This window comes from Homoserinimonas sp. (assembly GCF_056262345.1).
The window spans coordinates 37,176-51,135 of sequence record NZ_JBACFR010000088.1 but is presented as its reverse complement, the minus strand read 5'-3'; the positions used below and the strand labels follow the sequence as shown (position 1 = coordinate 51,135).

Below are 13,960 nucleotides of genomic sequence, written 5' to 3'. Positions count from 1 at the left end.
AACCCCGCACATTCAATACAGGCCATTGAGCCGCTTCTCCATCACTTCTGCAGCCCGCTTCGATCCCTTGATGGTGTTCATGTAGACGTCCTGAGTCATCGATGGGTTCTCATGCCCGAGGTAATCGGCGATCTCTGTGGCTGAAAGCCCCTCCTTGTCGAGGATCGTCGCCACGGTCTTGCGGAACGAATGCGTAGAGAGCTCGGGATAGCCGAGCGTGTCGCGCCGGTCGCGAATCTCGCGCTGCGTGTTCGATGGATCGCGCAAGCGCATGAGTGGCGTTGGGAAGAGGAGCGAAGTGAACTCCCGCAGTCGCGCATGGCGGCGGCGAAGGAGGTCGACGGTCTGTGTTGGCAGAGGTGTGACGCGTGCCGACTTCTCGGTCTTCGGGAAATCCTGCCGCACGACACCCTTGCCCTTGACGCGAACGTTTATCGCCTGGACTGTGGCCGTGCCGGCCGCGAAGTCAACAGAGACTGCGTCGAGAGCACAAACCTCAGCAACGCGCCAACCCGACGAGAGCATGAACTCGATCAGTTCAACCGTGTCCCACTTGTTCAGGTCCGCGTCTGCACGGACCTTGGCGAGAAACAGTGGCAGCCCGTCGATCGGGATCGCTGCGCTACCGCGCTTCTTTCCTTTTGACCGAGAAATCCGTTCCAGCTCGCGCACGGGATTTTTGTCGATGGCCCCGTTCACGACCGCCAATGCCATCATGCCGCTCAGTGTCGAACGGCAGTTCTTCGCGGCACCAGCACCGTTCTCTTTCTCAACGCGGTTGAGAAATGGCTGCAGCCGCTCCGGCTTGGCCTCAGCCACAGTTAGGTCACCGATTTTCGGAACGATGTGCGCCGTGACGGCATAGCCGTACGTCTCCAAGGTGCCTTCGGATCGCCCCACATCCCGCTTAGCATCCAGAAACTTCTGAGCAAGGACGCGCAGGGACGTGGTTGGCTTCAGCTCCCCGCCGCGGTCTGCTTCGATGGAAGTGAGCGCCTGCTTCAGCGCAGTCGTCGCCTTGGCTCTACTGGTTCCATGCTTTTCGACTTGACGCGCTTTCCCGTCGGCGAACCTGTAACGCGTTCTGGCACGCCATTTTCCAGGCTGAACCTCTACCGCGTTGATGATGCCGTAGGTACCAATTCCCATCCGCGGTCGGGCCACTAGTTTTCCTCCGCTAGGGCATCGCGCATCTCGTCCACGAGAACCCGCGTGATCCGGCCCCTTGCCTGGGGGCTTCCTTCGCCCCCCGCCCTGCTCAACGCTTCCACTTCCAACGGACGCCCCCACAACTGGATTGCACGCCGCTGGAGCTCGAGCGGCCGGATGCCGAGCTTCTTGGCAGCGCGTGATTCGGCGAGGCTGGCACTGGAGCGCTGCCCCCCACTGCGGAATGCTCCGGGCTCAGGAGGCTCATTCATCGCCTCCCACTGTGCGTCGACGTGGCCGTAGCGCTCCTCCGGCGTCAGCGGCCCTCGTCCACGTTCCGACAGAGCGCGCTCGAGGCCCTCATCCTCAACCGACATTCGAACGGCTCGTGCGTGCTCGTAGTCTGCGTCCAGGAGCTCAACCGGCAGCCCCGAAAGAACGCGCTGGAGCCACGCCGTTCGCACTGGCTGATCAGGCGTGACCACATATGGCCTATCAAGAGCTTGAACCGAGCCGAACATGTCTGCGAACCGTAGCGGCTCACCGGATAGACGTCCCAGCACGAGCGCCAGAGTCAGGAGGGTGGGCAGCGTAGGCGCGGCCCTGCCCCCTTCGATGGCCTGGACGCTAGAGAGGCTCCAGGTCGCGCCAAACTCCCGCCCTTCCTGGGCGATCGCGTCGAGTGTGATTGCGTGTCGACGCCGGTAGTCGCGCAGAAAATCCCCGACCGCTTCTGCATATGTATTTACTTCCACGCGTCACAAGCTACCAGAAACTGGTTACGTGTGTTACGTTCTGTCACAAGTTATACATTTCTGGTGAGAAAGGACCAAGAATGCGCGACAAGGATCCACTAAACGATGTGAACCAGCTCTCCCTTCAGCTCGGCTGGTCTGTCTCCACGATCTACCGACGGCGCTCGAACGGCGATTCGCTGCCTCGTGCGGTGAAGTTCGGCAACGCGGTTCGATGGCGGCAGTCAGATATCGACTCTTGGATCGCAGAGCAGTTGGAGCCTGCCTGTTGACCCTGGCCCGGGGCCTCTCCCTCAACCCCCATATACGAAAAGCCCCGGCATAGGCCGGGGCGCTCGCACGATTTCCACCCTCTTGACGAGTTACAGCTCGTCGATCAATCTAAGGACTACTTGTGACCATACTGACAGCCACTGCGGATAACAAGAACGCCGGGCAGCCCCCTTCCGCGGGGCTCGCCAAGTCGCCGACGGTCGGCCCGCGTTCCCGAGAGCAGATTCACCGGGAGGCGAGCGAAACCTACCTAAGCAAACTCGGCGCATTCGGCCGTGGATCACTCCCGTCTCCAGAGGATCTAGAACCGAAACTTCTCGCCGCGATCGAAGCAGAGATCGCGCTCGAGAACTCCGCTTATCAGAACGCCCGAGGCACCCGAAAGGATCGAATCCCGAGGCCACTAGCCCTTCCCTCGCTCCCTATCGCGCTGTCGATACTGCACCTCTTTAGGGTCGTGGTCATCCGCCCCTCGTCGCTTTCTGAAGGCGACGCTCGCGAAAGGGGGATGCTCGCACTTTACGAAGCCAACGGACCCGACGCTGGACTGCACGTTGGGCGCCCCAAGCACTTGCGGGCGATCGTGACTCGATTCAACTCAGATCTATCTACAGAGGGTGCAGACCGCGTACTCAACTTGGTGCGAGGACGCGCCGAAGTCGTAACTCCCAATGACGATCCGGATCTGATCGCGGTGAACAACGGGGTCTTCGACTACCGAACAAAGGAACTGCATCCGTTCTCGGCGCGCTATGTCTTCCTATCCAAGGTACGAACTGACTACGCCCCTCAGGCCACGTCACCTGTCATTACGACGCCCGATGGCTCGGAATGGGAGATAGAGCAATGGGCGAAAGAGCTCTTCGACGATCAGGAGCTGACGGACTTGCTCTGGGAGGTTTTGAGCGCAGCAGTTCGACCGTTGGTCAGATGGAACAAGGCGGTCTATCCGTTTGACGAGGATGGCGAAAACGGTAAAGGCACCTTCCTCGTTCTCGTGCGGGGTCTCGTGGGCGAGGGATCCTGGGTATCGCTACCGATTTCCGACTTCGCCAACAAGTTCCAGCTCGCCCAAATCGTGAATCAGCAGCTCATCGCAACCGATGAGAATGACGTCGGTTCGTTCAGCGAGAAGCTCGCGAACTACAAGGCCGTCATTACTGGCGATGCCATCACGATTGAAGAGAAGTTTGAACGCGCGTATTCATACGTACCGCGCGTCCTTGTAATCCAGTGCCTCAACTCCTTCCCAAAGGCGAAGGACACATCACGCTCGCACTACCGCCGCCAACTGTTCTGGCCGTTCTCGAAGTCATTCACCGGCAAGGCAAATCCGCTCATCAAGGACAAGTACCTCACTCGCCCCGATGTGCTTCAATACGTGCTTCGACGAGTCCTCCATGCCGAACCGTTCTACAGCTTCTCCGAACCCCAGGCGAGCCGGAAGGTGCTCGGAGAGTTCAAGAATCTCAACGATCCCGTGCGCGCATCTTGGGAGGACCTGAACAGGCGCTTCGTTTGGGACCTGCTGCCCACAGCCTTCCTCTACGACCTCTATATCGCGTGGAGTGAGAGGTACTCGCCTAATGGCAGGGCTGTAAGCATTGGCGAGTTTGGGCGCAGGGTTATGGCTATCGCGCGCGAATCGGGCGAATGGGTGCCAGGCTCCCACCGAGTGGGTACGCGGATGTCGACCCCTGAGCCCCTGGTCGGAATGTACGACCTCCGCTCCTGGCAAAACGACGGCTACACCGGAAGCGACCCGAACAAGCGCAACATACCGTTCCCCCTCGAGGATCGCTACCGCGGATTGCTTCGCGCGAGTGCAGCGAGTCTCTCTGCCCCCGACTCCGGCGCGACCACAGGCGGCGCCACTGCCGACGAGCTCAAAAGTGAGATCGCAGCATGACCGCCGACTACAACATCAGCGATCCGCGGCGGAGCGGCTCAGATGGAACGTTGGAAACCGTTCCTAAGCCCGCCGCGCCGACAAGTCGCCGGCGTCCAAGGACCGAGAAGGAACTGTATGCAGAGGCCGCGGAGCGAGCACGGTCCCTCAGAGAGAAGCTCCTGGCACGACGATCGAAGAATCGGGACAAGCTGGTCGAGGACCTCTACCGTGTTTTCGCGGTAGAGGCGGTCGACGGAGATTTCGACGACGCAGAGCGTCTGAGCACACTCCGGTCGTGTCTGAACGAAGCGCTGAGAACTCATTCGTCGGGCGGTCGCTAGTGCGGCGAGTCGGCTCCGTCGGGCGCTCGCGCGTGCGGCCTGAGACGGAGCGTCGCGTGGGCGGCTCGGGGTGGATCGAAGGAGGGGGCGGCACCCCCTCCTCGCAAGCAAAGGCCCGGGATTGAGCGTCAGCGACAAGACCTGGCCGACCCGGACGTTCGTTCGCGCGAAGCGCGAAACGTATACGGTCGGGTTGCTTGCCAGTCTCTTGGTTCCTGGGGATGACCTTCCTGACTCAACGATCAGGATCACCGGGAACCAAGAAACTTGGAGGGCGCAGTGAACGAGGAACGAGCGAACATCGGGCGCCTGACCGGCGAAGGTTTCGGAGCGCCAGCGGAGGGGCATCCGCTCCCGCTAGTGAGCCGTCGCGCCAGCGACGGCGAGAGGGCCGATGCCCGCAGGGCTTCGAGCCCGGGGGCGAGCGAGGTCGTAGCGGTGGGGAGGGACCGCGACGACCTCGCCCCCCTTGGAGAAATACAGAGACAGCTCGGCGGCAGCCGGTCAGAAGCGGTGCGAAACGCAGTTGAGATCGTCGCGCAGGCGCTATCCGATTCAGCTTCAATCGACGCCGCGGCGGGGCGTCTGTCGAAGCACCTCGCTTCCCTTGGGCCCACCATTGTTCGAGTCGACGAATCGATGCTCACAGACATCCGAGACGGACTGTGCCACGTCGCGGACCGCTACTCGCAGCAAGCTTTTCAGCTGCAGAAGATCGGCAACAACTGGAATCAAGTCGCCAGGCTCGCGAATCTGACTGGCAGCGTTGACCCGGATGCGCTCTACGCCGTCGAGCGCGCGCTCGCCGGACTTCGCCGAACGATGCAGGACGAAGCGAGGCGTGATGCAAAGGTCGCCCAGAAGATGCAGGAGGCCCTGCTATGCCAGTGATCGTCATGGGTACTACTGAGGTCGCTGCCCGCCTGTTGCGGTACACCGTCAAAGACAAGCCGGGCCAATCAGAACCACGTGTGCTCCACGCCGCCGGGGTTCATTGCCGCCCTGAGACCGCCGAGCGGGAATTCGCCGCAACGCGGCGTCGGCACGGAACGCAGGGCGCAACACGGACGTCACCGGCGCAGTACGAGCTTCCCGGCCCCTGGGAAGCCGCCACCCATGCTCGCCGAACACGGCCTAACGGCAGGCGGTATTGGATCGCATCCGATGCAGCAGCAACACACGTTCGTCGAGATGGTGAGCTGGTCAGGCAGGCAGAAGCCCGGCACATCATTGTGTCGTTTGGACCGGACGAGGTGAACCATGACGACCTTGAGCAAGTGGCGGCAGCATTCGAATTCGTATTGGAAATGCAGCGCGCACTGCGTACCGGAATCCAAGCCCAGCTAGTCGGCCAAGCCGACGGCCGAGGCCGAGCATTCCACGTACACATCGTCGAGAATGCGACGCTCTATGAAGCCATGGAGGTCGACGGAAGCTTCTATGAGGCCGGCCGGAAACTTGCCGGTGACCTCACAAATATCAACAGGGTGCGAGAGCGCGCCGACGAGTTCCTCTCCACGCGGGGGGCACGCTTCGGACTACTCCCCCAGCGCCTGCCCTCTGTTTCGGAGCAGAAAAGGGAAACCCGCAATCAGCGCGATCGTCGAATGCATGCTGAAGGGTCCATTTCGAATCACGATCTGATCCGAGATGCGTTCGAAGCCGCAATGGATGATCCTCGCGCCACGGAACTCGACGAATGGAAGTCCGTCATGACTGAGCTCGGTGTCGCGGTAACCGAGCCTGGCTGGCGACGCGGCAAACCGCCTAGAACCCCCAGGCTGAGCTACCAACTCGATGGCATGAGCACTCCAGTACGCGCCGCGACCCTAGGCGAGCACTACGACTTCGCGAGCGCTGTGGCGAATTTGGAGGCCAATGCGAATGGCACGCTGCGGATGCGCCGTCCGAAGCGTGTCACCGCGGGCGACGCGAGGCTCGCAACGCAGCCGAGCGAGGAAGAGATAACTGCAGCGCAGGAGGTCGTGACGCTTCTGGCTCGAGCGGAGCGCGAACGTCGGTCCGGTGAAGACGAATTGGCCCGATGGGCGGCTGAACGAGCTCGCCATGAGGGCGTCGCTGTCGGAGACCTCTGGCATAAGCTTCCTGAGTCCCACGACGGCAGAATGCGTGTGATGCGCTTGTGGAACCGAATCGTAGACACCGTCGGCGGTAGGCAACAGGCAAGCCTCCAATACCCAAACGGCGTATCGGTAAAGGCGCTCAGCGCGCCGACAACAGACCCGAGTGCATCTCTCGTCGGCCAAACCCCGTCGGCGCTGGCCGCGGTCGGAAAGCGCCGCAGTGACAGTGCGTCAGTCTCCGGCACTATTGCACAGCTAAAAGAGGAGGCGGTTACCACCAGCCCGGCGCAGGAGGCTTCCTCGGACCAGCACGCAGCGCTACCGGAGGTCGGCGCGAGCAGGGTCCTGGATGCGGTCGTTGCCCTGTCAGATGACGATCCGCACATGCTGGCTGCTCGGCGGCGACGCGCGCGCATCAAAGCGATTCAGGCGGCGCTTCGCGAGGACGAGCAGGCATCTCACGGTGATCGGCAGCTCGGCGATTGAGGCTCGTAGGGATGGAGCAGACACCGCACTGGAACACCAAGTTGCACATCTGTTCCAGCGCCCACCTCACCGTTCCTGCGGCGTATTAGTTGGGCTCTCGGCATTTCCTGCACCGATGGAACACCGGAACACCACGTACACAGTTCAAGAGCGGTAAGAGCGAGATTCAGCACAGTGGTTCACGACTGGAGTGTCTGTAAGCAGGGTCAAGAAGTGTTCCATAGTGTTCCAACGTCACAGAACGCCGACCACAAAGGGATCTCGCCGGAACACATGTCGGAACAGCAAGGAATCTGGTGTTCCAGATGCGTTCCACCCCTGCCACGCTCACCATGAGCCAGCACTCTCGCTCATGTAAGCGTGGGACGTCGAGATGAGCAGCGAAGAGCGTCCGTCCTGGCGTTTGAGCGAACGCGACCAACTCTTCTTAGAGTGAGGCTGACCAACTGCGGTCCGGAATCAGACCACCGGCTGCCCACAAAGGGACGCCGCGTGGCCGGATGCCGGTCACCGATATGCGAACTTCGCCTCGCACTCGTGGATGGCCGCACTCTGGCCACCAGCTGTCCCGCGCAAGGCCATGTCGTGGCCACATCGCGCCCATACGAGCGACACGCCCGGCGCTCGTACCGACTGCGGTTCTTTTCTCACACCGTCAAGTCGTTCAATTCTTGCTCATCCCTGAGCGTATTCGAACCACCGGAAGACATGACATATCCGAATGCATATTTCCCGTAGTTCGCCTCTGATCAGGACTTATTGCGTTGCGTTGGCTTCACACGCACAGCAGCAGCCCGTCCCGGCGGGCGGTAGTTTCTCGGCATGAACCAACCGAGAATCGAAATCACGGATACGAGCGTCGGGCGCTTCTTGGAAGCCCTTGGTGCCATCGGCGGGGACAGCAAGTTTCTTCTCGCCGCGCTGACCGCCTTTCTGAGCAGCCAGCGGCCAGTTGTTAGGGATCATCTGTCAGTGCAAGAAAGGCGGTTCTTAGTTGAATCCGGCACGTTCACTGCCGCCGAGCTCGCTGAAACGGAGCGGGACGTGGGCAAAGGCTCGTTGCAGCTAAGGGCGACGACTGCGTTCCTCTCGCATCTCAGCGCGTCTCTGACACTCGAGGACGCCGCCAGCTACTTGGGAGCGGCGGAGACGTCAGTTCGCGAGGCAGCCGCAGAAGGAGAGCTCCATGCCGTCGAGATCGCCGGCGAGCTCAGATTTCCTGCATGGCAGTTCAATGTCGGTTCGCCAACAAAACTCCTCCCTGGTTTGAATGAACTGATTCGGGCAGCCACCTCGCGGCGAGACTGGCGCAGCCTAGCTGCTTTCATGGAGACACCCCAGGCCGACCTCGTCGCTAAAGGCCGCAAGACTCCCGCTGCCTGGCTTCGTGATGGTGGCGACGTTCGAGCAGTCACCGTAAAGGTCGAGGGCGGCGACTGGTGGTGAAAGAGATGCGCATTTGGCGCGCCGATTGCGAACAAACCGTCCAGATTGTGCATACGCTCATCGCAAGCGAGGAACTGCTCGAAACCCTGGTTGCATCCGATCCATCCGTGCTGGGTTTGCCGTTGATCATCGTTGGGCGGCAAATTCGGACTGGTTACGGAAGAGAGGCTGTCGATCTGCTTGCGATCGACAGCCGGGGCGTGCTCTGGGTGATCGAACTTAAGAAAGGCACCGCACCGCGAGAGGTCACATCGCAACTGTTCCGGTACGGCAACTTCGCCTTGAACCTAAGCCGGACGGAGATCGCAAGTATCTTTGAGCACTACGCAGGTGGAGCCTCCCTAGACGATGAGTTCCGCCGTCAATTCGGCGACTCCCCACCCACAGGAACACCCGAACTCATCCGGTTCGCTCTGCTCGCGGCATCCACAAGCCGCCCAGCCCAAAGCGAACTCGACTATCTCGCCACCCACGATATACCTGTGACTGTTCTGCATTACGCGCATCTTTGGGACGGATCCACAACTCGCGCGGCCAAGGTGTGGAGCGCAGGCGAATCAGCAGATGAAATTGCGTGGGGAAGGTCCCGCGAGCCAGAGACGGTCGACGCGTCTGCATCGGTCACGCCTCCCATCGGACGCCGTTGGTACCCAATTCTGCGGTGCCACTATGACGACGCGCTTCGACCAGCGCACCGCCAAGTCACGGAGTTCTGGACCATGTACCGTGAACGCTTCAAGTGGGATTTCTTGCCACCGGATTTCCTCTATGCGCTATACAACCACTGGCTAGAACGAGCCCATCCGGATCCAACCGCTCTGACGAAAGACGAGTTCCACCGTCATCTGCGCGTCGTCGCAACGGCGTCGGGTGATTGGGAGTTTCGACAAGCCAGCGCACCCTACTTAATGACTGCTACCGAGCCGCTGATGCTTGTGATCCCTAATTGGTCTAAACCAACCCACAAAGCGGGGACTCGGGGTTATCGCAGAGAGCACGTGCGCTAGTTGTGGGCCCGTCCTTCGCTAAGCGCTCGGTCTGTCATAACAGGGCGGTCATGGCGTCGAAGGACCGATCGAAGTTTGCGAACCCGAGCACCGCTGCCGTGAAACGGCAAAGACGTACTTGACCGTCCCGATAGAGAAGGGCGGATGACCAATAGCCACGTCTGCCCCAACGACGTCCGGCGCACACACCATACGATGAACGAATGCTGCACACACCCCTTCACCGGCTCCTCGGAGAGGCCCCGGGTCCACTCACCGGTGCGATGGTCGATGCCGCCGTCGCCCAGGGACTGAAGGAATCAGACGAGCTGGACTGGAAGACATCACTGCCCGCGCAAAGGGAATTCCGCGGTTCCGACATCGTCAAGGACATCGCGGCGATGGCGAATTCAGGCGGCGGCATGATCATCTTCGGCGTCGAAGAGAGCGAGCGTGCAGCGACCGGGCGCACCGATGCGGGCGAGTTCAATGAGAGCTACGAGCGCACGATACAGCAGATTTGCTTCAGCGCAATCACGCCCCCGGTGTTTGGCGTCCAGGCCCTCCAGATTGCGTCGGATGACAGTGCCCGGGCTGTCGCGCTAGTAATCCCGGCGAGTGTCGACGGCCCTCATCTTGTATACCGCGGTGACTTTTTCGGCGCGCCCCTGCGCACCAATGCCGATACGCATTGGATGAACGAAAGGCTCATCGAGGCGAGCTACCGGACGCGCTTCGAGGCGGCGCAGCGCAGCCGCAAGGAGCTAGATGCACTCTTTGCGGACATGGCCAACTCAATGGACCCCGACCTCCACGCCGTGCTCGTCGGCGTAGCACGACCGCGCGTCGCCGTGGCGGCCCCGAAGCGTCGCACGGAACGCGACGTTACTGCAATCGTGAACGAGGCGTCGCTGGTCAGCAAGTGGTGGCTCGCCTACGACTATCACCCCCTGGAGGACGTCACGCCGTACGGTGCGCATCCCGCGTTGCGCGGCTGGATTATCCCGCCGACCGAGGCTTTTCAATGGAGGCGTGCGAGAGCCGCCGTTTTCGACGATGGGTCGGTGGGGCTGGCTTGGAAAGCAGGCGGCCACCGCTACGGAGCTCAGGGCGACGAGCTGCATCCCTGGCAAGTCTCAGCCGATGCGGTTGAAAGCTTCGTGGCGGGCCTGCTCGCACTCGTCCACACTGTCGCCGCCGACGACCCAGCCGGCGATGTCGACATCCTCATCGGCATTGAGTGGTCTCCGGCTCCAAATGCGCCGGCGAGCACCGAGAGGCTACAGTTCGCGCCGTCCGACATCTCCGGCCAATCGCAGACATTCAAGATGCTTCTCGGTGATAGGTTCCGGGCCATTCATCGTACGGTCGACCCTTCAGTGGATAGCACCGAGTTCATCCGAACTGCGATTGAGATCGCAACCGATTGCCTGAACCAGGTCGGTTTCAGATCCCCGATCCGGCTTCACCCCGAACTCCCTCCCCGCCGCTAAGCACCCCTGCGATCGATGCTCGCGCCAAGAGGGATGACCGGAGCTCGGTGCTCGGTGCTCGGTGCTCGGTGCTCGGTGCTCGGTGCTCGGTGCTCGGTGCTCAATGATCGCCCGCTCGAAGCTTTGAGAGGATAGGCACATGGTTAACATCCCCGTCTTTACACCGAATTTCTGGTGGCGCGCCCCGCAGGCAGTTATTGCAGGATTGGTGCAGAACGACCCCGATATTGAGGATCAGAAGCAACGATGGCCTGACCGCGACCAGCAACGATGGTTTCTGGTCGCTCGCGCGGTACAACATGTGGCGGACGCAATAGCGTCTGGCACTTGGACGAAGACAGAAGACGAAGACTGGGGCTTCGTTTCAATTGTCGACCTAAGACTGACCACAACAGAGTTGAAGATTGTCAAGGCTTGGTTTAGCGCTAGCGAACCGGTCAGGGTGGACCCATGGTTTTCCTCGCTCGGGAACGGGCGTCACCGGCTATGGGCAACGCGCAGCGAGTTCGGCGAGACTCTAGTTCCGGTCCTCGGAGATTCGGTTGGGTACGCGAACCGAGGGGAAGTGGAGAGTCTGGGCGCGGACTGGCCGAAACTATTCGACGAAGACCTGACAAAACTTATGCAGTTGACCTGGTTCGACAAGTCCGACCCCATGAACGCTCGCTTCATGCGGTCGCTTTCCACTGCAGCTAGCGGGCAGTTCCCGAATCGCTCATAAGTGCCACTCTCCTCGGTGGGAGAAACAGTTGAGTGAGCGCCTGCAGGTTGAGTGCTATGCGGTGCCTTGCGCGTCGAAGTTGCTCATGCTGTTTCTACCGTTCCGACGCAAATCTGACTAACAAGAGGTGCCCTCTGATGCGTCGCAACATGAGCGACGAAGCCACGGCCCGAACCGAACGATCGGATGGCGCTGTCAGGGCTAGTCGTCCGGGGTGTCGAACACGACGGGAATGCCCGGGCCGTAAGCGACGTAAAGCGTGCCGTAGCCTCGAGGCGGAGTGAGGCTGAGGATTCCGCTGTTTCCCGTCTGGAACGCTTGAAGCAGGGACTCAGCGTCATCATCACTGATTAGGAGTTCTTCGCCGTTGTAACTCACCTTGAGGCTCATGAGCTCACCCTAGAGCCATGCTCGGGTAAGCCTGGAGGACAGCACCGCCCCGCCGCTGGATTAGCTCGTCGCTAAGATCAGACATGCCTGAAGACGCAGAGACTGCCGCACACCTGCCGACCTTCTTCACCCTGACAATCTACGAGCTTGGTAAGCACGTGGAGTGGGGAGCGGAGGTTGGTAGGCAACTTCTGACTGGTACGGGCTCGGGGAACGTGTGGACTCAGCTACACCAGCTCGCCGTCCACGCGGGCACCGTCGGAGCATTCGTGCAGTCGCTCAAGAGCAGGCGACGCGACCTTGAACGTCTCTATCCGGACAGGGCTTCTGCCGTCCGCGAGGTCGCCAACAGTGGCTTCGATTTCACCGAGGTCATTAATTTCCGCAATGGCATGTCGCATCTCGACGAGCGGATCGAACAGCGTTGGCATCAGCTCGCCACCGGTGATGCGCCACCGCCTGAGTTACTGGTGCGGGCGGTTGGGGCGCTGAACGACGGCCGCGAGCGACTTCTCAACTGGGTCGGTGAGACGGCAATCGCGTCCTTCCGAACCCAAGATGGTGCGGGTTGGCATCACGTCGACGTCGAGAAACTGACCATCGAGCTCGAGCGGATGCATCCCCTGCTTACCGAACACTTTATGACTCGCACGCTCGGCGCAAATTGGCAGAAAGTGCTGCGCCAGGTGTTTCAGGGGCCTCCCACGTTCAGCGGCATCGTGCAAGCTGACCCGACCAAGCTCGGCCCGAGCAGCGAGGCAGACCACTAGAGCTACACAAGGCCGCACTCGGGGTACGTCCAGCGCGCAACGTCACCCGCCCTGGACCGGCATAAGGTCGCGCGGCCACGTCGGACGTCGCCGTCGCTCATTCGTTCTTGTCCCCGAGCGATGGGGACGATGCTACAAAGTACGGCACGGCAATTGATCCAGCGCGGTTGACTCGCGGCATGACAGCGTTGAGCCACGTAAACAACGAAACGAGCGCCCCATCTCCGAGCGAGCCGACCCACCCGGGCAGCGAATTGCCGTCGGCTTCGATGAACTGAAATGAGCCCTTGCCGTTTCCGAAGTGCTGAAACACCCCCCGATCAAGCACGAAGAGAGCATCGAGCTTGGGGACGCGCGCGCCGCTGCCATCGGGGGAGTCCACGTCCTCAGCAGCCACGAGGGTTTTCAGGATCGCCTCGCTCGCCATCGACGATTCGAGCGCCAGACCAAAGTACGCAAATGAGGTCACGAATCTAGCGATGTCATGCGGGTTGCCTCGGATTGTGTCGCCTTCCAGCGGCATCGGTCGCAGTTTGCGCAGGCGCTCGCCTTTCTCGAGAATATCCGCTAGGTCTTTCGTGCCCATGCTCGACTTGACCTCTCCGACCGCCGAAACGCCCTCGGCAAGGTACATGCCATTGACGTCGATGCCGTGCACAAAGGGTTGCTCGTCATTCAGGATGATCACGTCGAGCTGGCTGCTTCGAGCGCCGTACCGGTCGATAACCTCCCCGGTGCCTACGTCGAACTTTCGCGGCAGGTGGCTCCGAAGGAATGAGCGTGTAGCCACCTCAACGACATCGCCCTTCATTCCACGATGTTCGAAGTCAGCGCGAGCCTTGGTGAGCGCAGCGCGCAGTACCAAATCGTCCGAGGCGAAGGCTGCACGTAACCGTTCGACAACGGCGGGGTCTGTCTCGGGCGCATCACTCATGCCCTAAGCATGTCGAGAGGCGCACCCCTGGACGACTTTGCCGCGCCGAACTGTTCTATCGACCTCGTGACGATGGCATTGTGGCGACGAGCAGCCGCGGTGCCCCCGGTTTCAATACCGGACCCAAGCCCTTGCGGCTTAGGCGCCTACTTGGCCATTCCAACTTTCGGGGACCAGTTCATCCGGCGGAGGTCTTTCGCATCTGTGGATCGATTCCTCGTGGTGGACCAATGGCCCGTCA

The 13,960-nt window shown here is 61.1% G+C and carries 14 protein-coding genes; 10 read left to right on the top strand and 4 right to left on the bottom strand.

Going from position 1 to position 13,960, the window contains the following annotated elements; all coding sequences use genetic code 11:
* Positions 1–12: 12 nt before the first annotated feature.
* The gene (locus tag AC062T_RS04615; protein ID WP_476027831.1) at positions 13–1,164 is read right to left on the bottom strand and encodes a site-specific integrase; all 1,152 of its coding nucleotides are present in this window, start codon (positions 1,162–1,164) and stop codon (positions 13–15) included.
* On the bottom strand, positions 1,164–1,904 hold the full coding sequence (locus AC062T_RS04610) for a hypothetical protein (RefSeq protein WP_476027829.1): 741 nt from the start codon (positions 1,902–1,904) through the stop codon (positions 1,164–1,166). Before AC062T_RS04610 ends, AC062T_RS04615 begins: the two co-directional genes overlap by 1 nt.
* A gap of 80 nt (positions 1,905–1,984) precedes the next feature.
* Between AC062T_RS04610 and AC062T_RS04605 the strand changes: the two genes are divergently transcribed.
* From AC062T_RS04605 to AC062T_RS04565, 9 genes are all read left to right on the top strand, one after another.
* A complete protein-coding gene (locus AC062T_RS04605) occupies positions 1,985–2,176 on the top strand; it encodes a helix-turn-helix transcriptional regulator (RefSeq protein WP_476027827.1) in 192 nt (63 codons plus the stop codon).
* A 122-nt stretch (positions 2,177–2,298) separates the two neighbouring features.
* On the top strand, positions 2,299–4,086 hold the full coding sequence (locus AC062T_RS04600) for a DNA primase family protein (RefSeq protein ID WP_476027825.1): 1,788 nt from the start codon (positions 2,299–2,301) through the stop codon (positions 4,084–4,086).
* On the top strand, positions 4,083–4,409 hold the full coding sequence (locus AC062T_RS04595) for a hypothetical protein (RefSeq protein WP_476027823.1): 327 nt from the start codon (positions 4,083–4,085) through the stop codon (positions 4,407–4,409). The genes AC062T_RS04600 and AC062T_RS04595 overlap by 4 nt, the downstream gene beginning before the upstream one ends.
* A 279-nt stretch (positions 4,410–4,688) precedes the next feature.
* A complete protein-coding gene (gene mobC / locus AC062T_RS04590) occupies positions 4,689–5,300 on the top strand; it encodes a plasmid mobilization relaxosome protein MobC (RefSeq protein ID WP_476027821.1) in 612 nt (203 codons plus the stop codon).
* Between the two features lie 362 nt (positions 5,301–5,662).
* The gene (locus AC062T_RS04585; RefSeq protein ID WP_476027819.1) at positions 5,663–6,979 is read left to right on the top strand and encodes a relaxase family protein; all 1,317 of its coding nucleotides are present in this window, start codon (positions 5,663–5,665) and stop codon (positions 6,977–6,979) included.
* A gap of 822 nt (positions 6,980–7,801) precedes the next feature.
* Complete coding sequence (locus AC062T_RS04580) at positions 7,802–8,425, top strand: hypothetical protein (protein WP_476027817.1); 624 nt, start codon at positions 7,802–7,804, stop codon at positions 8,423–8,425.
* On the top strand, positions 8,419–9,432 hold the full coding sequence (locus AC062T_RS04575) for a primase-like DNA-binding domain-containing protein (protein WP_476027815.1): 1,014 nt from the start codon (positions 8,419–8,421) through the stop codon (positions 9,430–9,432). The genes AC062T_RS04580 and AC062T_RS04575 overlap by 7 nt, the downstream gene beginning before the upstream one ends.
* A gap of 263 nt (positions 9,433–9,695) precedes the next feature.
* Positions 9,696–10,904, top strand: a complete 1,209-nt coding sequence (locus AC062T_RS04570) for an AlbA family DNA-binding domain-containing protein (protein WP_476027813.1) — start codon at positions 9,696–9,698, stop codon at positions 10,902–10,904.
* Positions 10,905–11,043: 139 nt separating this feature from the next.
* Complete coding sequence (locus AC062T_RS04565; RefSeq protein ID WP_476027811.1) at positions 11,044–11,625, top strand: hypothetical protein; 582 nt, start codon at positions 11,044–11,046, stop codon at positions 11,623–11,625.
* Positions 11,626–11,826: 201 nt separating this feature from the next.
* On the opposite strand, the gene AC062T_RS04560 is transcribed toward AC062T_RS04565, so the two are convergent.
* Entirely contained in the window at positions 11,827–12,015 is a 189-nt protein-coding gene (locus AC062T_RS04560) for a hypothetical protein (protein WP_476027809.1), read from the bottom strand.
* 83 nt (positions 12,016–12,098) lie between these two features.
* Here AC062T_RS04560 and AC062T_RS04555 point away from each other — a divergent pair, with 83 nt between their 5' ends.
* Positions 12,099–12,785, top strand: a complete 687-nt coding sequence (locus tag AC062T_RS04555; RefSeq protein WP_476027807.1) for a hypothetical protein — start codon at positions 12,099–12,101, stop codon at positions 12,783–12,785.
* 97 nt (positions 12,786–12,882) lie between these two features.
* On the opposite strand, the gene AC062T_RS04550 is transcribed toward AC062T_RS04555, so the two are convergent.
* Positions 12,883–13,719, bottom strand: coding sequence for a DUF6602 domain-containing protein (locus tag AC062T_RS04550; protein WP_476027805.1), 837 nt, complete (start codon positions 13,717–13,719; stop codon positions 12,883–12,885).
* Positions 13,720–13,960 lie beyond the last annotated feature (241 nt).